The 19,101-nt window shown below is 65.8% G+C and carries 24 protein-coding genes; 22 read left to right on the top strand and 2 right to left on the bottom strand.

All coding sequences use genetic code 11. From position 1 onward, the window contains the following. The 19 genes from E1264_RS02750 to E1264_RS02660 all read left to right on the top strand — a co-directional run. The coding region (locus tag E1264_RS02750) for a hypothetical protein (protein WP_207935679.1) at positions 1-501 on the top strand (501 nt) is incomplete at its 5' end. After that, positions 470-1,582 carry an NlpC/P60 family protein gene (locus E1264_RS02745; RefSeq protein WP_132169208.1) on the top strand — a complete coding sequence of 371 codons (1,113 nt, stop codon included), beginning with the start codon at positions 470-472 and terminating at the stop codon, positions 1,580-1,582. The genes E1264_RS02750 and E1264_RS02745, both read left to right, overlap by 32 nt. A gap of 960 nt (positions 1,583-2,542) precedes the next feature. Further along, a complete protein-coding gene (locus tag E1264_RS02740) occupies positions 2,543-3,385 on the top strand; it encodes a hypothetical protein (protein ID WP_207935678.1) in 843 nt (280 codons plus the stop codon). Between the two features lie 1,067 nt (positions 3,386-4,452). Next, positions 4,453-4,788 carry a hypothetical protein gene (locus tag E1264_RS02735; RefSeq protein ID WP_132169204.1) on the top strand — a complete coding sequence of 112 codons (336 nt, stop codon included), beginning with the start codon at positions 4,453-4,455 and terminating at the stop codon, positions 4,786-4,788. A 66-nt stretch (positions 4,789-4,854) separates the two neighbouring features. Continuing rightward, the gene (locus tag E1264_RS02730; RefSeq protein WP_132169202.1) at positions 4,855-5,034 is read left to right on the top strand and encodes a hypothetical protein; all 180 of its coding nucleotides are present in this window, start codon (positions 4,855-4,857) and stop codon (positions 5,032-5,034) included. Between the two features lie 350 nt (positions 5,035-5,384). Next, a complete protein-coding gene (locus tag E1264_RS02725; RefSeq protein ID WP_132169200.1) occupies positions 5,385-5,591 on the top strand; it encodes a hypothetical protein in 207 nt (68 codons plus the stop codon). 76 nt (positions 5,592-5,667) lie between these two features. Then, positions 5,668-6,012 (top strand): hypothetical protein, encoded by a 345-nt coding sequence (locus E1264_RS02720; protein WP_132169198.1) that lies wholly within the window; start codon positions 5,668-5,670, stop codon positions 6,010-6,012. Next, positions 6,009-6,461, top strand: coding sequence for a hypothetical protein (locus tag E1264_RS02715; RefSeq protein ID WP_132169196.1), 453 nt, complete (start codon positions 6,009-6,011; stop codon positions 6,459-6,461). The genes E1264_RS02720 and E1264_RS02715 overlap by 4 nt, the downstream gene beginning before the upstream one ends. A gap of 128 nt (positions 6,462-6,589) precedes the next feature. Further along, complete coding sequence (locus tag E1264_RS02710; protein WP_132169194.1) at positions 6,590-6,859, top strand: hypothetical protein; 270 nt, start codon at positions 6,590-6,592, stop codon at positions 6,857-6,859. 280 nt (positions 6,860-7,139) lie between these two features. Then, positions 7,140-7,499: a hypothetical protein gene (locus E1264_RS02705; protein WP_132169192.1), complete on the top strand. Its 360-nt coding sequence runs from the start codon at positions 7,140-7,142 to the stop codon at positions 7,497-7,499. Between the two features lie 172 nt (positions 7,500-7,671). Continuing rightward, positions 7,672-8,040 carry a hypothetical protein gene (locus E1264_RS02700; protein ID WP_132169190.1) on the top strand — a complete coding sequence of 123 codons (369 nt, stop codon included), beginning with the start codon at positions 7,672-7,674 and terminating at the stop codon, positions 8,038-8,040. A 172-nt stretch (positions 8,041-8,212) separates the two neighbouring features. Next, the gene (locus E1264_RS02695) at positions 8,213-8,833 is read left to right on the top strand and encodes a hypothetical protein (protein ID WP_132169188.1); all 621 of its coding nucleotides are present in this window, start codon (positions 8,213-8,215) and stop codon (positions 8,831-8,833) included. A gap of 474 nt (positions 8,834-9,307) precedes the next feature. Next, positions 9,308-9,826 carry a hypothetical protein gene (locus E1264_RS02690; protein ID WP_132169185.1) on the top strand — a complete coding sequence of 173 codons (519 nt, stop codon included), beginning with the start codon at positions 9,308-9,310 and terminating at the stop codon, positions 9,824-9,826. Positions 9,827-9,947: 121 nt separating this feature from the next. Further along, a complete protein-coding gene (locus E1264_RS02685; RefSeq protein WP_132169183.1) occupies positions 9,948-10,298 on the top strand; it encodes a ParB N-terminal domain-containing protein in 351 nt (116 codons plus the stop codon). A gap of 54 nt (positions 10,299-10,352) precedes the next feature. After that, the gene (locus E1264_RS02680; protein ID WP_132169181.1) at positions 10,353-10,829 is read left to right on the top strand and encodes a hypothetical protein; all 477 of its coding nucleotides are present in this window, start codon (positions 10,353-10,355) and stop codon (positions 10,827-10,829) included. Positions 10,830-10,919: 90 nt separating this feature from the next. Continuing rightward, positions 10,920-11,708, top strand: coding sequence for a hypothetical protein (locus E1264_RS02675; protein WP_132169179.1), 789 nt, complete (start codon positions 10,920-10,922; stop codon positions 11,706-11,708). Positions 11,709-11,921: 213 nt separating this feature from the next. Further along, positions 11,922-13,013 carry a DUF932 domain-containing protein gene (locus E1264_RS02670; RefSeq protein WP_132169177.1) on the top strand — a complete coding sequence of 364 codons (1,092 nt, stop codon included), beginning with the start codon at positions 11,922-11,924 and terminating at the stop codon, positions 13,011-13,013. Between the two features lie 243 nt (positions 13,014-13,256). Beyond that, complete coding sequence (locus E1264_RS02665) at positions 13,257-13,775, top strand: hypothetical protein (RefSeq protein WP_132169175.1); 519 nt, start codon at positions 13,257-13,259, stop codon at positions 13,773-13,775. 175 nt (positions 13,776-13,950) lie between these two features. After that, positions 13,951-14,202, top strand: a complete 252-nt coding sequence (locus tag E1264_RS02660) for a hypothetical protein (RefSeq protein ID WP_132169173.1) — start codon at positions 13,951-13,953, stop codon at positions 14,200-14,202. A gap of 266 nt (positions 14,203-14,468) precedes the next feature. Here the strand turns inward: E1264_RS02660 and E1264_RS02655 are convergent, their stop codons facing one another. Both E1264_RS02655 and E1264_RS02650 read right to left on the bottom strand, forming a co-directional pair. Then, positions 14,469-15,974, bottom strand: a complete 1,506-nt coding sequence (locus E1264_RS02655; RefSeq protein WP_132169171.1) for a pyridoxal-dependent decarboxylase — start codon at positions 15,972-15,974, stop codon at positions 14,469-14,471. A 49-nt stretch (positions 15,975-16,023) separates the two neighbouring features. Further along, positions 16,024-17,631, bottom strand: a complete 1,608-nt coding sequence (locus tag E1264_RS02650; RefSeq protein WP_132169168.1) for an SDR family NAD(P)-dependent oxidoreductase — start codon at positions 17,629-17,631, stop codon at positions 16,024-16,026. Between the two features lie 627 nt (positions 17,632-18,258). Between E1264_RS02650 and E1264_RS42945 the strand changes: the two genes are divergently transcribed. The 3 genes from E1264_RS42945 (at position 18,259) to E1264_RS45840 (ending at position 19,097) form a co-directional block, all read left to right on the top strand. Next, positions 18,259-18,435, top strand: a complete 177-nt coding sequence (locus E1264_RS42945) for a hypothetical protein (RefSeq protein ID WP_165963931.1) — start codon at positions 18,259-18,261, stop codon at positions 18,433-18,435. A 67-nt stretch (positions 18,436-18,502) separates the two neighbouring features. Further along, positions 18,503-18,769 (top strand): hypothetical protein, encoded by a 267-nt coding sequence (locus E1264_RS02645; protein WP_132169166.1) that lies wholly within the window; start codon positions 18,503-18,505, stop codon positions 18,767-18,769. 199 nt (positions 18,770-18,968) lie between these two features. Beyond that, positions 18,969-19,097, top strand: coding sequence for a hypothetical protein (locus E1264_RS45840; RefSeq protein ID WP_279489602.1), 129 nt, complete (start codon positions 18,969-18,971; stop codon positions 19,095-19,097). Positions 19,098-19,101: the final 4 nt, after the last annotated feature.

The following is a 19,101-nucleotide window of genomic DNA, read 5'->3' as shown; positions in this document are numbered from 1 at the left end:
ACCACACCTTCATCGGCCACCCCCTCCCCAGCCACCACCGCCGCAGCAACGGCCGAAGTGACCGAGCTGCTCCCGCTCACCCAGCAGCAGCTGACCGCCGCGATTCGGCTAGCGGTCGGCTTCACCACGGCCTACGGCAGCCACCGATACGACCGACCACCGCAGACGTACCTCGCGCGACTGCGGCCCATGACCACACCCGAGCTCTACGCGGCGCTGGCCCGCGCGGCAAACACCCCTTCCCTTCAAACGCAACGCACCCGCGACCACGAAACCGCCGCCGCGCACGCCACGGCGACCAAGATCCGCACCATCGGCGCGAGCTCGCTCATCCTTCTCATCGACGTGCAGCAGGACATCACCACCACGGCGGGCCGCCGCCAGCGCACTCAGCATCTCGCCGTCACCACCGTCAGGACCGGCCAAGACGGCTGGGCCGTCCACGACATCCAACCCGCCAACGCTGGCAATGCCGGAGACACCGATGCGAGCCACGGTTAGCCGCAAGAAGGTCGGGCGGCGCGCCCTGAGCGGTGACACCGGAGCGGTCCAACTCTGGCTGGCCGTTGCTGTCGGGGCCCTCATGGTCCTGGTCGCGGTGTTCCTCGGCGCCGGAACCGGCAGCGACACCAGCCCGGCCGGATGCCAACCCCAGCCCGGCACTTCAGATGAGGCCGAAGGCACCATCCCCGCCAACTACCTGGCCCTTTATCGGAAAGTCGGCAACGAGTCCGGTATCACCTGGACGATCCTGGCTGGCGTCGGCAAAGTCGAATCTGACCACGGCCGTGACCTGCGTCCCGGCTCCGGAGTGCGCTCCGGCGCCAACGGGGCCGGAGCCGCCGGGCCCATGCAGATCGGTATCGGCGGTAAGGCCACCAACAACTGGGGCGGACCACCCCGCCAGCGTTGGCAGGACCGCGAACGAGACGGCAGATTCGCCATCGACGGCAACGGCGACGGCTGGGCCAACGTCTACGACCCCTCCGACGCCATCCCCGCGGCAGCCAACATGCTCAAGGCCTACGGCGCCCCCAGCAACATTCCCAACGCCCTCCTGCGCTACAACGGCTCCACCGAGTACATCGGCAAAGTGCTGGCCTGGGCCCGCCGCTACGCCCACGACAGCGTCCAAACGATCACTGCGGCCAACAACTTCTCCTGTCAGCCCGGCGGTGTCCCCGCCCAGCCCGCCAGCGGCGTAGTCGCCAAGGTCATCACCTACGCCCGCGCGCAGCTCGGCAAACCTTACATCTGGGGCGCAGACGGTCCTGACGCCTACGACTGCTCCGGGCTGACCATGATGGCCTACCGCGCCGCCGGCATCAGCATTCCCCGCACCACCTTCGACCAATGGCGCCACGGCACCCACATCCGCCGGGGCAACCAGCAACCCGGAGACCTGGTCTTCTTCAACTCCGGCCCCGGCAGCAGCCCCAGCAATCCCGGACACGTCGGCATCGTCCTCAACGCCCACCAAATGATCAACGCCCGGTGCACCACCTGCCGTCCCGGCATCGCCGTCGACTCCTACGGCCGGCGCGCCGACCTGGTCGGCTTCATCCGGCCCACCCAACGGTAAGAAGCGCTCGCCAGTAAACATCAGCGTTCATGGCCGCCACGGATGCAGCATCCTGTGACTGCCCGCTTTGCGGTAGACCGTGCACGCCGTGACGAGCCAGGGGAACGGGGCTGGCCTCCGGCAATCCCCGCAGCTGTGGTCGAAGCCTCCGAAACCAAAGAACTGATTCTGGCTTGGCCGAGTAAAGTTATCTTCTAAAGAACTTCCCAAGGCCTGCGCGAGGGCTCGATCAGCCCAAGCCGGCCGCTCTTGGTCGCCGTGCTGGGCGTGAGATAGGCTCCCCAAGCCTGAGAAAAAGCCGACCGGGACAGTCTAGGCATTGACCGTCCTATCATTGCAGGCGCTTTCTCGCGCATGTGCCTCGCGGCTTACCTGGAGGCAGCCCGCCAGTTCAGGCCGGGCTAGCAGCAACGCGCCCAGATGCAATCGGCGCAGAGAACAGGAGCTCGGCCACCATTCGTGTGCCCTCTCGCTGTATTCACCAAAACGGACCTAGGAACCTGCAGTGCCCCCTATTAGGGGACCCAATAGCCCGCCCACTTAGGATCAGGTGGGAGAACTGGCACATTTGACCAGTTCAGGACGTCTGAGCACACTTCTATGAAACCGCGACTGGCTAGTCAGAAGGACTATCTAGAAGCGGAGGTGGCGTGGTTGAGGTGGAACGGGGCTTTGATAAAAGCTGAATGGATTCTGTCTCTTGCTGCTACGAGAGGGAAGGTTTTGCTGTCATTATTCCTTGATATAGCCCTAGAATGGACCCTGCGCCGATCATCAATCCTCTGACAATGATCAATGTGTGGCGCGTGCGGCTCCGCAAAATGCCTGGTCACACGGCCGTCAATGGCCTTAAAATAGCAGCTCCGGACATATTGCATTCCCGGACAATGGGAGGTTTAATAGTAGGTAGCAGATCACAAGAGTGACGCGCAAGCGTCACGAAACGATCGGAGTCGGATCGTGTCGAACTGGATTCCGGGAAGGGCAATCCCGATCAACGTTCCGGGTGATGATCTCACCCCAGAGGACATGTCCCGAGTGACCCCCGATGATTGGGCGGACGTGCGCACGCTGGCACGCGGCTACTGCCGCGCGGTCGACGGAACGCGGTCACGTAAGCGCATGGACGGAAGCGCAACCGTCACGCGAAGCGGGCACGGCGTCTACGGCACGGATGACGTGTCGGACGACGTCACTCAAGATGCCGTTCTGATGTTCGCCTCACGTCTGCGGGACGTACTGAAGTCCTGCCCTACCGCTTCGCTGTGGGTCGACTCCCGCGAAGTGGCAGCGTGGCAGTACCGCCGTAAGGACGGTCAGACCACGATCATCACGCGCAAGACTCTTCTGCGCTGGGCAGTGCGGGACGCTGCGGCGCGCAACGGGTACCGGCTGGACGTTCCGCCAGACGAGATCACAGAAACCCCCGGTGCTCAGCGCATGCGGGGAGTACCGCACGCCGAGAACGTGACGGCACTCGCAACGGCAACCGGCGTCTCACAGCTCAGCGAAGCGATCATGCGCAAAGCATGGGGTGACGGTAGCGAGTTCCCGACGCTGGCAAAGATCATCTTCCTGGCTAGCGAGGCGGACGATCTGAAGCGTGCGGGCGTCCTCTCTACCGTCGCGCAAGCCGAACACGGCGGAGCCTACGGGTCACGCTGGAACGTCCGCCGCACGCGGGACAAGGGACGTCGGGAGTGGGAGACGCTTTCCGAGCGTCTTGACGACGCGCGCGACGAAATGGTCCACAAGAGCATGCGCCCGAGCGAAACGACCGGTCACGCGGAGCAGGCAGAGTAGAGGGAGGGCAGTAGGGAGGGACCCCCTTAGGGGGTCCCTCCCTAACTCTGGGAGGCCCCGAGCATGATCACTTACGAGCTCAATCACGAATGCCGAACGGACAGTCATGATCAGTGCGTCACGGAGACGTATGACGTGATCCGTGACGATCGGCTGATCATTGGAGAGATCACCTATTGGCGTCACCTCCATGTTTGGACGCCGGGTGATCAAAATCCGTACGCGGGCGGGTATCCTACGCGCGAAGCAGCAACCGAAAGCCTGTAACGGCTCTCCGACCGATGCCAGACCCCCTAGGGCATGCCCTAGGGGGTCACAACTGCTCTGAGAGCCTGCCACCGGTCCAGCCGCTGTCATGCCCTGACTGGCCAGTCTGCGCGCATAGATGCGCACGCACCAAACGGCGAAATCTTGACCGTAGCCGTCCAGATCATCCCGCAAAGAATCTTGAAGAGTGCCGACGGTTCGGCCATTCCAGCGCCCGTATTAGAGTGAGAGCGGATTTCACGTCACAGCGCGGACAACGCGCTGACTGTGTGCCGCTCACGGTATCGTCCGCGCGTATCGCGCGCGGCACGTCCCCGTTGTGCACGCACACGGGAGACGGAATACGAGGAACGGAGAAAGCCGTTCGCCGGGCGAACACAAAATCTTGAATGTCGCCGACGGTTCGGCCATTCCGGTGCCCGTATTCAAGTGAGAGCCCGAAACGGGGGCGGCGCATGCCGCACGTGCCATGGCGCGTGCGGGATCGTCGCCGCCGGATATCGGGCTCGCTGTGGCTCTGGCCCCCGCTCGGGGAGGGATGCGTCCCGGTCTCCCCAGCGGCACAGCACCTTTTGCGGGACGCCCACCACTGTTCCCGGCCGCGCGGTCCGGCGGGCCAGGGATCGCGCGCTGGGAGCGTGGTTGGACAACCCGTCTGCCTGATCGCCGGCACTGGAGGAGCAGACCGTCCCAGGCCAGCGGGCGGGCGGCGGCAGCGTAGCTCCTGGACGGCATTTCCGACACGCCACCTGGTTGTGGCCTGGGCATCGGGCCTGGGCCCTGCCGTTCAGGAGGCTGAAGTGAGTGTGCAGCAGGCGCTCGCGAACATGGTCAAGGACGACCTGAAGGCCAAGACCTTCTCCAGCGGGTCCAAGGGCTTCCACGCCACCGGCAAGATCACCGTGGACGGTGACCGGTACCAGGCGCAGGCTCAGGCCGTGCTGATCGGTTCGAAGGCCAACCTGAAGGTCAAGGTCCAGGCCAAGCGGGACGAGGCGGTCTCCGTGCTGGCGGCCATCGCCGAGAACCTGGCGCCCAAGACGTTCTCCTCGGGCCGGAGTGGCTACTACGCCACCGGCAAGGCCGAGATCGGCGGGCAGCGCTACCAGGTCCAGGCCCAGGCCGTGCGGCTGTGACCGCAGGTTGCGGGGCCGGGATGTCGCGTGTCTCCCGGCCCTGCCCCGTCCGACTGGAGGATCGCCATGTCCGCACTACGCGCCGGTAAGGACCGGTCGCCGTGGCGGGTGTACACCCGCAACCCGGCCACCGGTGTACTCGTCCACGATGGTCTGATCTACCGGGGCGAACGCTGCGCCCAGCGAGAAGCCCGCAAGATCAACCGTGTGCTCGGCCAGCCCGCAGAAGCGCGGCCGGTCGACTGATCCCATAGACACCCCGCCCGGGTGATCGTGCCCGGTCACCCACAGGCGGGGCTGGCTCATCCGCCCGGTGAGAGGCGGACGGGCTTACGGACCGAGATCAGGGCCCCTCGGTCCCGACTGTGCTCGGCGAGTCTCGAACTTGACTCCGTTCTAGGTGGCTTCCGGCACACCACCCGCGTACCTGCGGGCGGTGTGAGGTGCGGAGTTACGAGGCGGCGCGCAGTCTCCCGGCTAGTGGACGCGGCCAGTCCACGCCACCGGCTCCCGAGCACAACGCATCACGCGGCCTACGGCCTGCGTGAACGCCGACCTGCGAACAACCCCTCAGTTCCGCAAAGGAGGCGGTCCCGTTGCGGCCCCTGCTTCACCCTCACCTCCACCACGACCACCACCACCGCGCTCACCTGATCGCCCCGGTCGCCATCTTGCTGGCCGAACTGGCGATCATCCTGCACCTGCACATGGTGGCCCTGCACCTGGCCTTGGCGGTTGGCGCGTTCGGCCGCGAGACCTACATCAACCTGCGCCACCGCCGGACGGACAGCCCCGTCCAGTGACCCCATCCCAGCCTCCCGCCCGGGGCCTCGTCCCCCCGGGCGGGAGTCCTCCCCTGCGTTTTGCGAGGTGATCGCGATGGGCAAGGTGTCCATCCGCTATGGCGTTGGCGACCCGGACGGTCCCCTGGCCCGCCTTCAGCCGTTCGATACTCACGGCGCCATGAGCGCCGCGCCCTACGCGCCGTCCTCGACGGGACGGTTGCCGCTGCCGTGGGCGCGCCAGTACGACAGTGACGGTCGCGGGCCGGGGATCGTCTACACCGTCCGCTCCTATGCCACACCGATCGCCTGGGTGCGTGCCGACGGACGGACGGTCATCCCGCCGGTGTCGTATTCAGCGACCACGACCCGGCACCAGAACCTGTGCCGCGCCTGGCTGGGCGCCGCCGCTCCGGCAGAGGACGGAGCGGCAGCGGCATGACCCAGATCATCAGCCCAGTACGGGCCGTGCGGCACTACCACGTGTGCGACTCATCCCTCGGTTGCCTGCCCGAGTCTGATCCCTACGTCACCAACGACCTGGACGATGCGGTGGAGACGCTGGCGAGTCTGCTGGCCGACTGGGGTGAAAGCAACGACACGGCCGACGGCGCGCACGCCGCCGATGTCGCCGCCGCCTACCTGGCTCCAGATCAGGAGGCCAGCGGGAAGGGCTACATTGCGCTGAACCGCTTGGGGTGCGGCCACGAGGTGTGCGAGATCGTCGGGTCGCGGTCGTTCGAGATCGCCGTTTGCGACGAACATGATTGCTTGCGGTACTGCCCTGACGACCGGTGCCGCACCGTCACGCCGGTCACCGACCCTGACCCGTGGTGCTGGTGCTGCGGCACCCGCTACGTGCCCTGGGACGCCTGTCCCTGGCTCGACTGACACCCCACCGTGGCCGTCACCGGCCTCCCGCCACCTGTCCCGCGCACCCTTCCATTGAAGGAAGCGCGGGACTTGGGAGCGATTTCTCGTTCCCGAAGGAGACCAACCCATAAGGTTCCCGATAGCAAATGAACGAGACCAAGCGGCTGATTCAGCTACGAGAGCAACTGAACGAACTAGCACGGGATATCAGGGAGTGGGACGCGGATCGCTGGCGCATTTCACACAAGGAGAACCACGAAGGCGGTGCTTTCAGCGATTGGCACGGCTCGGATGACCAAGCCGTGGAGATCGTGCGCCGCGTGCAAGACATTCTTGGCGAACCAGCCCGAGCGAAGCCCGTGAAGATCTGCCCTCCGGATGACGAGTGTGAAGACTGCTCAGCTATTGCCGCGTAGCTAAATCCATCTGGCCCAGCAACACGAGACAGAGTAACAGTCGGCAATTGAAGCACGCCCGTTCCCCTCCGCCATTGTCGGCTCGGGCATTACCTCGACCACGGAGCGCCACGGTGCCCGTCCGCTCACCTCTCCACGTCCGCCAATACCGGTTCTCGGTCTAGACCCACCGTCTCCGATTTGCCGGAGGCATGAGTACGTCCGGTCCGTGACCAGGTCAAGGCGCGCAGTCGCCGCTCGCGTCTCGTGCGGGCGGTCAATCGAGAAGGGGGAATCCACAATGTCCACACCCACCGGCGACGCGATTACCGAGCAGTGGCTGTCGGAGCTACTGACCGGACTCGGTGACGGCCCCGATCAGATTCACACCGCCCTCCGCAACGCGAAGATCACTGGTCAGCGAGGCAGCCGGTATGACTGCCCCCTGGCCCGGTACGTCGCCGACCATGCCCGCAAGCGGGTGCCGTCGGCCCAGGTGAGGGTCCGTGTCTACGAGGGTGCAGTCGTCGTGGAGATCGAGGAATCCGACACCGGCGGGTACCGCGAGGTCGGCGTGGAGCAGCCCGAGGCCGTGAAGCGGTTCGTGCAGGCGTTCGACGGCGGCTACTACCTCGACCTGGTTGACCGGGAAGCCGCCTGAAGCCGACAGCTATTCCCGAGGTTCCGGCTAATGCGCCCGCGCGGCGCGGTACGAGCCGGTCTGATCGTCCCGCAGGTCCCTGGCGAGGGGGTGGGGACCTGCGGGACCCCGACCGATCGGTGCGCCGACGCTCGGCTTGGCGCATGCCGTCCTGGACGAAGGGGGTTCTTGCGTGCCTATCAACGAGGCGATCACTGATCAGTGGCTGGCGCACGTGCTGAGCAAGCTGGGAAACACTCACTCAGCGGTCGCCGCGAGGCTGCGCACGGCGCTGGTCACCGGCCGCCCGGGAGACCCGTGCGCGTGCCCCATCGCGCGCTACGTCCTTGCCCGGGTCCGTGCGCACGTGCCGTCCGGCCCGGTGCTGGTCACCGTCACCGACAAGGTGTTCGTCGACATCGATGCGCCAAGCGGTGACGGCTACCGGTCGGTCAGCGCGGCGGTTCCGGAGCCGGTCACCGAATTCATCACGGCCTTCGACTACGACGATCACGACGAGCCGCGCCTTTACGGCGACCTGATCGAACCCGGCTTCGCGTAAGCGCCCGTGTTGGTGCGCTCGTACGGGCGGACGCTCCTGAGCCCGCAACGTCCGGGATCTACACCGGGCCGCTACTGCCGCGAGCCCGCGAACCCACTCTTTTCCGATCCGGTCCCGCAGGTCCCGAAGGGGGACGGGGCCTGCGGGACCTCCCATCTGCGGGAGGGATTACATGACCACGATCGCGGTGAGCATCGACGTCCACCGCACCGACGATGTGACCTTCACGGTCGACACCGGCGAGTTCCTGGAGGCGATCGGACCGGTCGACCGCAAGGTCGAGGACGCGCTGAACGAAGCGCTGGACTCCTACGTCGACGAGCACGCCTACTACCAGTCCGAACGGTGGTACAGCCTGCTCCACGAACGCGACTCACGAAAGGTGCTGCACCACGCACTGGCAACCGCGCTGGGCATCGACGCCGATGAGGTGTCCACCGACTACTCCTTCTGCACCTGCAACTTTGAGAACCACCTGTCCGAAGACCTCGGCGGCACCCTGTGGGATGTCGCCGACGGCCGCCGGTACCTGACCATCGAATCCGGCGAGCGCGGGTTCATGAAAGCCGCCGTCGAGGTGCGCGCGATCACGTGCGAGGAACCGGCCTACGTCATCACGGTCAACTCCACCGAGGTCGAGATCGGCTGCACCGCCTGCGACTTCGCGCTGGACACCGGACACGACCGCATCACCTGGACCGACCTGACCCGCATCGACGAGGACGGTTGGACCCGCGACGGGCTGTTCTGCCCGTGCTGCCAGGCTCCGCTGACCGTCGAGGTGTGGATCTAGCCCGGACTTCCTTAGCCGAGCAGGCGCGCTCCCTCGGTGGAGCGCCCCATGGGGACGGAACTCGAAGGGGCGAAAGCCGCTGTCGGGAACGTGGTCCTGGGCGGATGCCCTGAAGGTGGGGTTCAACTCCCCCCGTCCCTACGCAACGCACTTGCCGCCCGCAGGAAAGACGGAGTCCGTGAACGAGTACACCGTGACGCTGAACGTCACCGAGGAGCCATCGGGCTGTGCGTAGAGATACGTCACCGATCGAGAACGCCGCGCGCTTGTGAGGCAGAAGGGGTCGCCGCCCGGCGGCTCCAGGACGCGATGACCGCACGCCGGGCCCACGACTACCGCGCCACCGTCGCCACGATCGTGCCCGGCATCAACCGCTGGTGCTGGTGAGCCCAGCCTCCCGGGCGGCTTGTGAAGCCGACTGAACAGCCCTCGGCGCGGCCGACACCACACCCCAGGACAGGAGGTGACCTGTTGATGATCGAACTACCGCACAGCGGCCTTAGCGTGCCGCATACCGACCTGCATGTTGTCAGCCTTCGTGAAGCCATGCACGCCTATGGCGTTTCGTTCACCGCCGTAATTGCTGTGGGCCAGCGAGTCGTCGGCGTCGCCGAGAACGACGGGCGCGGCGGTCCGACGAGCTTCCAGCCCGGAGCGAGCAACGTTTTCACGTGGCGGGACATGGAAGACTTCGCCGCGCAGTGCCGACATGGCGGCGAACCGGTGGACGTCGGTGGGGTGCTGGACTGCCTGGTCGATGAGTACGACCTCGCCCGGCGCATCGCCACCGCGACACGGCTGGGGCGGACCCTAATCCGCGCGGTCGTCATGGACCGCTACCCGACCAACGTGGTTGAGGTCGACCCGCCGGCAACAGATGCCCAGCGCGCTGCCCTGATTGCGCATCTTGCCGACGTGCCCGTGCCCGACGGTGCCCGCTGGGAGATCTGGGACGGGCACCGCTGGACCACCCTGACCGGCCAGACACCGTGACCGATCAGACCTACTGACACCTCGTTCGACCATAGCCGCGCGGTGCCGGGCGCACCCGTGGCCTGGCGAGCGTCCAGGAGACGCCGCTATCGATCGCCAGCAGACAGACGGAGGGAGACCGATGAGCGATCGCGAAGTGTTTCAGTTCCTGGCCTTCCGGTGGGACATCACCAAGGCCCAGCAGATCGCAGCCGACCTGCCGGTTCACCGATGCGACCCGCAGCCGTGGTTCGGATGGCTCGCCGCGGTCGCCCTTGACGAGGATCACATCCCCGCCGTGGATCTGGATCGCCCGATCATCGCGGTGCGGCTCCGCGAGGCCGACGGGGCGGCAATGATCATCGACGGGTGGCATCGCGTCGCCCGCGCTCAGCGCGACGGTGTCACCGAGCTGCCGATCGTGGTTCTGGATGAAGACCAGGAATACCAGGTGCGGATCTTCGGCGGCGACAAGGTCCCTTGCTCGCCGTGAATCGGAAATGCGGTGAAGAGAGACCAGTAACGCTCCGCCCCGAGAGAAGCATTCATGAGTAGCGCCGAAACGTACTTTGACCCCTACGGACAGTCCCCACCGCCTGGTGAGTGGAACTACATTCTGGACGACTTCAGTGTCCATTATGGCCCCGGCTGGTGGCCTTTCTACCGCGATGGGCGCCCGTGCGGGATCCGGGTCAGTCCCGACACTGATTACCGCGCCTGGCGCAACGAATACGTCACGCTTCGCCCTGGCACCGACGCGGGCGTGACGGCCAAGGCCACGCTGCACTGCCGTCCGCAAGGGCTCGGTGCCATCGTCGTGGATGTCCGCATCCACATCGACCTGCGGGCCCGCACTACCCGCATCGTCACCGGGTGCCCGGACGAGGTCCGCGAACAGGCCGAGACCAAAGCCACCCGCCTGCTGGCCTTCCTTGTTGCCCACCGGCGCGCTCGCCGCCAGGGCGAACCAGAGCCGGTGACCGCTCACCAGGTGTGGACAGCCCGGGACGTGACGTCACGTTGATGGGAGGAAGGCGACTCCTCCCGTCGCGCCAACTCTGCGAATGACCAGCCATGGACCGTCCTAGGTCCAGCTCGGAAAAAGGGAGCGCCAATGTCTTCAACCACGACCTATCGCGCACAGCGGGCCCTGACCGGTGACGAGCTGACCGCGATCAGGAATCAAATCGAGGCCGCCGGTAGCCCAGCGGAGATCGTCGCCACGGTGGTGCGCGCGGTGTTCACCGCCTTGCTGGCGCCACTGGGCGAGTCGCTGGACGACTACAACCGCGACCGTCAGCTCATTCCCGGCCAGTTCGCCATCCCGCAGACGCAATGGGAGGCGATCAGCGACGCGGCGCTGGACCGGGCCGACGCCTTCGCCGCCCGCGCCCTGCTGGCGTTGGAGCTGATCGACGTGATGCCGTGCACCTATCAGGACCCGGACGCGCCCGTCCCACCGGTAGAGCGGGTCGATCAGCGCCCGTATGAGCATGTGCTAACCGTCGCGCGGGAGGCCACCGACGTCATCGCCGCCGCCAGCGCGCACTGTGACCGGCTCGGCGCCGCTTTCGGCGTCGGCTCGCCGGAATACCGGGAGGCGGTCACGTCCTGGCAGCGCGGCCTGTCCCGGCTGTTCGCGATGGGCTTGGGTGCCCGGACCTACGTCACCCGCGATGGTGAGCTGTCGCTGCTGGTGCGCTGCGAGCGTGGGTTCGTCTACGGGATCGTCTTCCACCCGGTGCAGCGACGGTGTACCCGGGACGGGTGCCGCGCGGTGATCAACGACGACGGTCACGCCTGGACCTACCTGTGCGATGACCCGAAATGCCCTGACGGCGACCACGCACCGTCCTACCCGCTGGACGCGCCCCACCCGGGCATCTGGCAGTTCCATTCCTGACCGCGCGTCCACACGTGCGGCCCAGCGGCGCGAACAACCCGTCCTGCGCCGCACCGGCTGACTGCTAACGCCCCGAGGGCTGGGTCCTCGGGGCGTGCTTGTTCCCCGGGGCGTCGCTGCCCGCACACGGGCCGCCCACGCAGCCCGACCGCCCCTGCCCACGCTGGGTCAGCGGCGCCCCGGGCCGTTCCCGCAGAAAGGGGAGAGTCCCGCATGTCCAAAGAGACCTTGCAATGGCTGAACCAGAACACGCTGATCGGGTTCACCGACAAGCGCGGCACGGCCTGGCACTACCGGGCCGACCTGCAAGGCGCCGAACCCAACCACTACTCGGGCGCCATCCCGGTCGGCGATGTCAGCCGTCGGCTGTTCCACTGGGAACCGGTCGAGCAGCCGATTTACGTCCCCTCCTCGGGGATGGAGTGGGCCCCTAACGGGCACGTCCCGATCCCCGGCACGGTGGAAGCGGTCACCGACACCGGCGTGCTCAAGCTGGCCCCGCTCCCGGATCGCAAGGCCATCCAGCGCTCCGACACCGGCCACACCATGGGGATCTTCACCGATTCCTACCAGCCGCACGAATACAACGAGTGGCTGATCAACACCATCGCCACGCTGCTGGACGACGACCTGTCGATCGGGTCCGCCGGGCTGCTCAAGAACGGCGCAGTCGCGTGGGTGTCGGTCGAGGTCCCCGACAACGTCACCACCCCCGAAGGAGTGGAGTTCCGTCCCCACCTGTTCGGCGCCACTTCCTTCGACGGGTCGCTGGCTACCACGTTCAAACGGGCCGTGACCAGCATCGTGTGCGACAACACCATGGCCGCCGGGCTGGGCGAAGCCGGCCAGCAGATCAAGATCAAGCACTCGCGACACTCCAAGCTGCGCATCGGCGAGGCCCGCGAGGCACTCAACATCATCTACCAGGTCGCCGACGACTTCGCCGCCGAGGTCACCGCGCTCTGCCGCACCAGCGTCAGCGACACCGAGTGGAACGCCTTCCTGGACGCCCACGTGCCGATGCCCGACGAGCCGGGACGCTCACGCACCATGGCCGAGAACAAGCGCGACACCCTCGCCCGGCTGTGGAACCACGACAACCGGGTCGCGCCCTGGAAGGGCACCGCCTGGGGCGTCGTCCAAGCCGTCAACACCTACACCCACCACGAGCAGACCGTCCGCGGCGCGGTCCGCGCCGAGCGGAACATGCTCCGCGCCGTCACCGGCGGCGTCGACGAGCTAGACCACACCACCCTGCACACCCTGGCCACCGTGCAGAACGACCCGGCGCTCCTGGCGGCCTAGCTCCTCGGCCAGGGCCGGGTCTCGGTGGGGCGCCGTGCCTGACACGGCACCCCACCGATCCGAAGCCGCGTAACAACAGCAAGCACCCTGATGCGAAGGAATATGCGCTACGAATCACGCGGTGGCAAATCAACGCTTTGAGGGCGCATGTGCGCCCGTTTCGGTTACCCGTGCGGTGGCGTCTCAGCGACATGTCGATCAACCGTATGCAGCCGATTGGAGAGAGCAGTGAGGAGTGACGTCATGAGCGATTGGGCCAAGGCATATGTGACGATCGATGGTCACGATGTCTTTCCCGCCGAAGTGGCGACCTGGACGTCATGGAACGGCGCCGCATGCCCGCGCTTCACCCGACAGGTCGCCGAACGAGTCGTCGAAGCCGTCACCAAAACCAAGCAGCGAGCGCCCTACGAGGACGCCGAGGAGTTGTTCTGGGACGGTGACGTGATCATCTGCCGGGTCCCGGGAACCGAAGGCCAGGAAGGGTACGAGCCAGAACGGATCGAGCCCGACCCCGACGGCATGTACGCGATCGGGTGGAAGGCATGGACCTGGTCGGAGGTGTGGTGCCAGGGCGACACCCACTCCGGTGAGCCCGATGACCTGGCCACCCCAGTAGCGATCCTCACCTGGGCTGAGCCCGACCAGAGCAGGCCCGGCGCACAGCCCGCCCTGACGGACGCAGCGTTCTGCGCTCCCTGCCTGGAGCGGGCGCGGGTCGCCCATCCGAAGGCCACCGTCACCGCCCTACCCCCGCTGTAACCCGCACAATGCACCGCCCGCGTGGAGGCGGTGGCGAGGCGAGCCGGGCGTCGCCAAGGCGGATCACATAAGGCCGAGATCGCGGCCCCCTCACGGGCATATGGCCGCATAAAGGCGCAGCCGGTGACGCTCTGTATCGCTGCCGGGAGTTATCGCTTCAGAAAAGGGGGAAATTGTGAATGTCACCGTGACGGTCGAGGTTTTCCATAACGTATCGAAGGATGCAGCGGGGAGACCATTAGGTTTCGACGGCTACCAGCAAGGCCATCCTGTGGTGAAGGTGTTCGAATTTCCAATGGAAGCCAACGAAGCCACCGAGCCGGTTCTCTTCGCTGAGACAGCGTTCGAGATCGGCAACGAGTTCCACGAACTGAGCGCGGACTATTACCGCCGCCGCCTTCGCTCGCTCAGCTTCCCCAGAAGTTAGTTGTGTTGCGACTGGTTGTGTTGTGGGTCGGTGACCTGCTGTGTGCTTCCCGGAGAACATGCTGCCCGGCCAGGCGAAGCTGTCCCTGGTCACGTGCAGGCCCTCTGAGCGGATTCAATCCATCGGCATCGCGATCAACTGCTCATTTGTCACCGCGCTCGGCCGGGGCGCTGGCGGGCCCGGACTCAACGACGGGCGTCCTCCCGACACCACGCAACCCGGGACACATCAGATCACCATGGCGTCGCTGGTGAAGCATCCACTCGTTACGGTGAGCAACGGTGATCATTCGCAGAGTGTGGTGATATAGCGGATGGTCCAGTGGATGCCGACTCAGCTGCGTAGCGCTGGACCGTATCCAGCAGCGACCTCAGTGTCGGTTCGTTGGTAGAGGGAGCCATCACCGTTGCCCGTAGCCAACGGCGGCCGTCGACGACCGAGGAGGCCAGATGGAACAGGCCGTCGTCCAGTAGCCGATCGCGTAGTGTGATCTGCAGGCGATCCAGGTGTTGCTGGTCGTGGTCGTCTCGGCCGTAACGGAAGCAGACCACGTTGCTTTCGGGCTCGCACAGCACTTGGAAGTTCGGCTGGGTTCGGAGCAGTTCCCATAGCCGGCGGGCGATGGCGTGGCGTCCGGCTACGTAGCGGCCGAGGCCGTCTTCGCCACGCCAGGCCAGGTTGAGAAACAGCTTGAGACCGAGCTCGGCCTTGGCGCCTTCGACGGTTCGGGTCATGAGGTCGGGGCCAGCGCGGTCGTCATCGAAGAACAGATAGTCGGCGTGTTGCTGGAAGGCGCTAGCCAGGTCAGTGGCGTCGCGGGCGAGCACGGCGGCGGCCAGCGTGGAGGTACGCAGCATCTTGTGTGCGTCCCAGACGATCGAGTCGGCTCCTTGGATGCCGTTCATCAGGTGCTTGAGCTCGGGGACCAGCAAGGCCGAGCCGCCATGGGCGGCGTCGACGTGCAGCCAGATTCGTTCGTCGCGGCAGACGCGGGCGATGGCGTTGAGGTCGTCGTACAGTCCGGTGGCGGGTGCGCAGGCGTTGGCGACGATCGCGAGGATGACGCGCTCGCTGTCGCGGATCTTGCGGATCATGCTGGGAAGTTGGTCTGCCACTATGCGTCCGAGCCGGTCGGAGGGCATTTCGATCACTCCATCGGTGCCGAGCCCGAGGATGGCGGCGGCACGCGGCACCGACAGATGGCTTGAGGGGGGCGCCAGGATCACCGCGCCGGATGGCATGCCCGCACGCCAGGCGCAAGGGAGGGCGCGAGCGCGGGCGGCCAGCAGTGCGGTCAGGTTGGCTAGCGAGCCGCCATGCACCAACACGCCGGTGGCGTGTTGGGCGCTCCAGCCGACCTTCTCCAGCATCCAGTCGATCACGGCCAGTTCAACGGTGGCGCCGGCGGCTCCCATCTCGTAGAGGGACATCGCGTTGTTGGTTGTGCCGTGGACCAAGTCCGCAAGCGCGGCCGGGACATCGGGCACTGCGCACTGGTGGGAAAGGTATCCCGGGTGGTGCAGCCGCGTACCCTCGTCCAGGTAGCCGTCCAGAAACTCCTCAAAGGCTGTGGTGTTCATGCCGCCGTCGCGGATCCAACGGTCCAGTTTCAGGCGGTTGCGTACCTGGTGGGGCGGACGGCGACGCGCCACAGGACCCTCGCCGCTTTGGGCGCCCGCGACGTAGGCGTGCAGGTGGCGGATCAATGCCTGTGAACTGCGCTCGAACTCGGCCATGTCCCAGGAATTCTCCGGGGAGGCTGTTTCATCCATCGCGTCCACCTTTTTGCCGGAGGGTGGCTCTGGAGATGCGGTTTCGTGGTCACGCCGTTGCTGGTCCTGTCAGCAGGCCGGGGTGGGCGCCCAGCCCAAGTGAGGCGTCAATAACGGCTCCATGCAGTACCTCGCCCTGCGGTGAGGCAAGCCACCGGATCATGTGCGCGATCTCACTGGGATCGATGAGCCTGCCTGCGGGCAGGTGATTGATCAACCTATGGCGAGCGGAGGGGGACAGATTGTTCAGTGTGCTGGCATGGAACATCGGTGTGTCAGTGGCTCCCGGACACACGCAGTAGACGTCCACGGGGCTGTGGGTGAGCTGGGCGGCCAACTGGCGGGTCATGAACGCCACGGCGGCCTTGCTCATCTCATCGGCTTCGCGAAAGGTGGGGAAGGCGGTGATGCCGCCGCCCACGCTGGATACCATCACGATCTTTCCATAACCGCGCTCCAGCATGCCTGGCAGCAGCAGTTTCGTCAGCCACAGCGGTCCCAGGGCGTTGATGCGCATGAACAACTCATCTTCGCGCGGCTGCGAGCCTCCGCCCTGGGCCTCGACGGTCTTGGAACCCACCGCGGCATTGTTGATCAGAACATCGACCGGCCCCGGCAGGCGATCCACCAGCTCGTTCACCCGGGTCCAGCAGCCTTGATCGAGCGGGAAGGCTCGGTGCCGGACCAAATCGTGCGTGGGGAGTTCGCCAATCAGGGCATGGGCCCGGTCGGGAGCACGGTGATAGGTGATCCATACCTGGTCGCCCTGAGCGGCCATTGCACGCGCCACCGCGGTGCCAATACCACTCGACCCCCCAGTCACCAGCACTGTCCTGCTTCCCATGCGGCCGACGTCCGCAGACAAGTCATCGCGGCTGGACATTGCACGGGCGGTGGCGAGAGGGGGATCCTTCGCCGAGCCGCTGGTGGCGCGGCGCCCAGATGGATACGAAGGTCGGCGCAGGGACAGCTGTTGGAGGGTATTGATCGCGGTTCGGGGCATGGCAGACCGAGGCCGCCTACCTCCGACCTTCTGGAGCGCAGCGGCCCGCTCAGCGTGGTGCCGTATCCGATCGCGTAGGAATCCGATACCAGAGGTGCCGCCCGTACCGGGCGCGTCTCCGATCATTCGTTTGACGATCTCAAGATGCTTGGTCTGCCACTGGCCCAGTAGATGGTGGATCTCCCGGACGCTTCGCGCGGCCTGCGGTGGCAGAGGTTTACTCTTGGGCTGCAGCTGGGACACAGCGTCATGGACGATGGCGAACAGCCGTGCAAATTGAGGGGACTGGCCGGCGCTGGCCTCGCCCAGCCGGGGTCTGAAGGCATCAAAGTGATCAGGTGGCAGATGGTCTAGCAATGCGAGGTTGTGCACCAGCATCGCCGTGAGCCCTTCCGCGCGCTGGGCGGCGCGAACGGCGGCCTGGTCGCCGCTTTCACCGCCATCCCAACCGTTGCCCGGCTCCTTGTCGATCACGTCGCGAATCGCATTCAAATCCAGCAGGAGCTGGCTGAGCAGGAGCTCTGCGACCTGGTGCACGACAATGAAATGCCGTTCGGATGCCCGGGTTGTCGGCTCGGAAGGTGGAGTGGCCGGCGATTGCAGGGCCATGAGACTCGGCAAGTTCAGGTACTGCTCATACGGCGTGATTGCCACGGGAGTTCCCAACGGAGGAGGATCGATGTGCGATAGGCATCCCTGGACCCGGCAGGCCCTGGTTCGTCATGGAGGGCACCTAAGAGATCTCCGAACCTTCGCTCTGCTTCTGTACTTGGGGCCGGTGTCGCCCAACTACCCGGCGAAGCAGCGGCCAAACTCACTTATCTGCCACTCGAAAAGTGGACGAGAACGGGCTCAACCGCACCCCCTGCTGATCCCAGACAGACCGGATGATCGAGAGCTTTCCAATAGTCATTTCATTAACAACCGAGGAGAACTTACATTCATTGTGAGGCATCGCGGGCGCTCGGCGGTCCGCGTGCCGACAAGCAGCCAGCCTCATCGGTATCTGCCGCGCTGCCACATGAAGGTGAACCCAGCCGGAGTTCTCCTTCACATACGACTGCCGCGACCCGGGCAAGAAACGCAAACTGCGACAGCTCGAAGGACGCGGCCAGCGGGTGAATCCACTCGACACGCAGGATCGATCAAGATCGGCCACTCCCGCTCTATCTCCAACGCCGCTCCCGCTCACCAACGCCGGGGGACCCCCATCCAGCAGCTTGTCGTGCCCAGCGGGATCTCCAGCCCGGCGCGAGAACTGTAGATGACCGATCACTAACAGTGATCAACAACACGCTCAGACCTGCGAGGGAACTCAGCGTCGGAGACCTGGTCAAGATCGGGCTGCTGTGGCTGTCGTGCGAACCGGCCGGCTGGCAGCCCATCACCGATCACACCCCCAACGACATCACCGCCACCCACGACGGCGAACACGGCACCCAACCGTGGAGACCCTGATCGCGTCGGGACGCAGGTCGGTCCGCGCGGCCACGAACGGCAACGTACGAAACGGAGGAAGGCGCTAATGACCCTCGGCTGGCCTGCGGCATCGGGATGGCAGTCCACTAACGGCGACACCATCAAGCACCTCGTCGCCTGGCAATGGCAGGCCGGTCAGCTGATCTGCGTGTCATGCATGCCGATCGGCACCGGGCTGGAACTGTCGGATCGGTTCCCCGAATGGTCTGACGCGATCGGTGAGGTCTACCCCTGGACCACCCCCGACGGCACCGCCGAAGACGACTTGATCTGCGACGTGTGCGGCCAACCGATCACCGCCCAAATCGCCTAGCAGGCGGCGGGCCCACTACCGCATCCCGCAGAGGTTGGACGCCGCCGAGTCTTCCAGCCACGACGGGGAAGCCGACCGCGCTAAAGGGCGCCGACTCACGCTAGCTGGAAGGTGCGGCGCTCTGCGTGAATGCGGTCGCGCTCCCTGAGATGACAGACCCAACCAATTCGCGCTGCGGGATACCGGTGCGGAGCCTTTTGTGTACTCGGGGGAGGACGGCGTGCTGACATCGGTGCACCTGATGGCCGGTGGTGGAGGTGATCTGGCCGGGTTCGCGCTGGCCGGTTACGACACGCTGGCGGCGGTCAACCATCTCCAGGCCGTCTAGTTGA

This window comes from Actinomadura sp. KC216 (assembly GCF_004348535.1).
In the GTDB taxonomy this organism is placed as follows: domain Bacteria; phylum Actinomycetota; class Actinomycetes; order Streptosporangiales; family Streptosporangiaceae; genus Spirillospora.
Note: the sequence above shows the minus strand (reverse complement) of the source record. Positions and strands in the feature narration are given on the sequence as shown.

Bases quoted from the DNA above. Each gene is read 5' to 3' on its own strand.
- E1264_RS02745 (WP_132169208.1), top strand. From the start codon at position 470: ATGCCGGAGACACCGATGCGAGCCACGGTTAGCCGCAAGAAGGTCGGG.
- E1264_RS02730 (WP_132169202.1), top strand. From the start codon at position 4,855: ATGTCCGCACTACGCGCCGGTAAGGACCGGTCGCCGTGGCGGGTGTAC.
- E1264_RS02720 (WP_132169198.1), top strand. From the start codon at position 5,668: ATGGGCAAGGTGTCCATCCGCTATGGCGTTGGCGACCCGGACGGTCCC.
- E1264_RS02715 (WP_132169196.1), top strand. From the start codon at position 6,009: ATGACCCAGATCATCAGCCCAGTACGGGCCGTGCGGCACTACCACGTG.
- E1264_RS02710 (WP_132169194.1), top strand. From the start codon at position 6,590: ATGAACGAGACCAAGCGGCTGATTCAGCTACGAGAGCAACTGAACGAA.
- E1264_RS02705 (WP_132169192.1), top strand. From the start codon at position 7,140: ATGTCCACACCCACCGGCGACGCGATTACCGAGCAGTGGCTGTCGGAG.
- E1264_RS02695 (WP_132169188.1), top strand. From the start codon at position 8,213: ATGACCACGATCGCGGTGAGCATCGACGTCCACCGCACCGACGATGTG.
- E1264_RS02690 (WP_132169185.1), top strand. From the start codon at position 9,308: ATGATCGAACTACCGCACAGCGGCCTTAGCGTGCCGCATACCGACCTG.
- E1264_RS02685 (WP_132169183.1), top strand. From the start codon at position 9,948: ATGAGCGATCGCGAAGTGTTTCAGTTCCTGGCCTTCCGGTGGGACATC.
- E1264_RS02680 (WP_132169181.1), top strand. From the start codon at position 10,353: ATGAGTAGCGCCGAAACGTACTTTGACCCCTACGGACAGTCCCCACCG.
- E1264_RS02675 (WP_132169179.1), top strand. From the start codon at position 10,920: ATGTCTTCAACCACGACCTATCGCGCACAGCGGGCCCTGACCGGTGAC.
- E1264_RS02670 (WP_132169177.1), top strand. From the start codon at position 11,922: ATGTCCAAAGAGACCTTGCAATGGCTGAACCAGAACACGCTGATCGGG.
- E1264_RS02665 (WP_132169175.1), top strand. From the start codon at position 13,257: ATGAGCGATTGGGCCAAGGCATATGTGACGATCGATGGTCACGATGTC.
- E1264_RS02655 (WP_132169171.1), bottom strand. From the start codon at position 15,974: ATGGATGAAACAGCCTCCCCGGAGAATTCCTGGGACATGGCCGAGTTC.
- E1264_RS02645 (WP_132169166.1), top strand. From the start codon at position 18,503: ATGACCCTCGGCTGGCCTGCGGCATCGGGATGGCAGTCCACTAACGGC.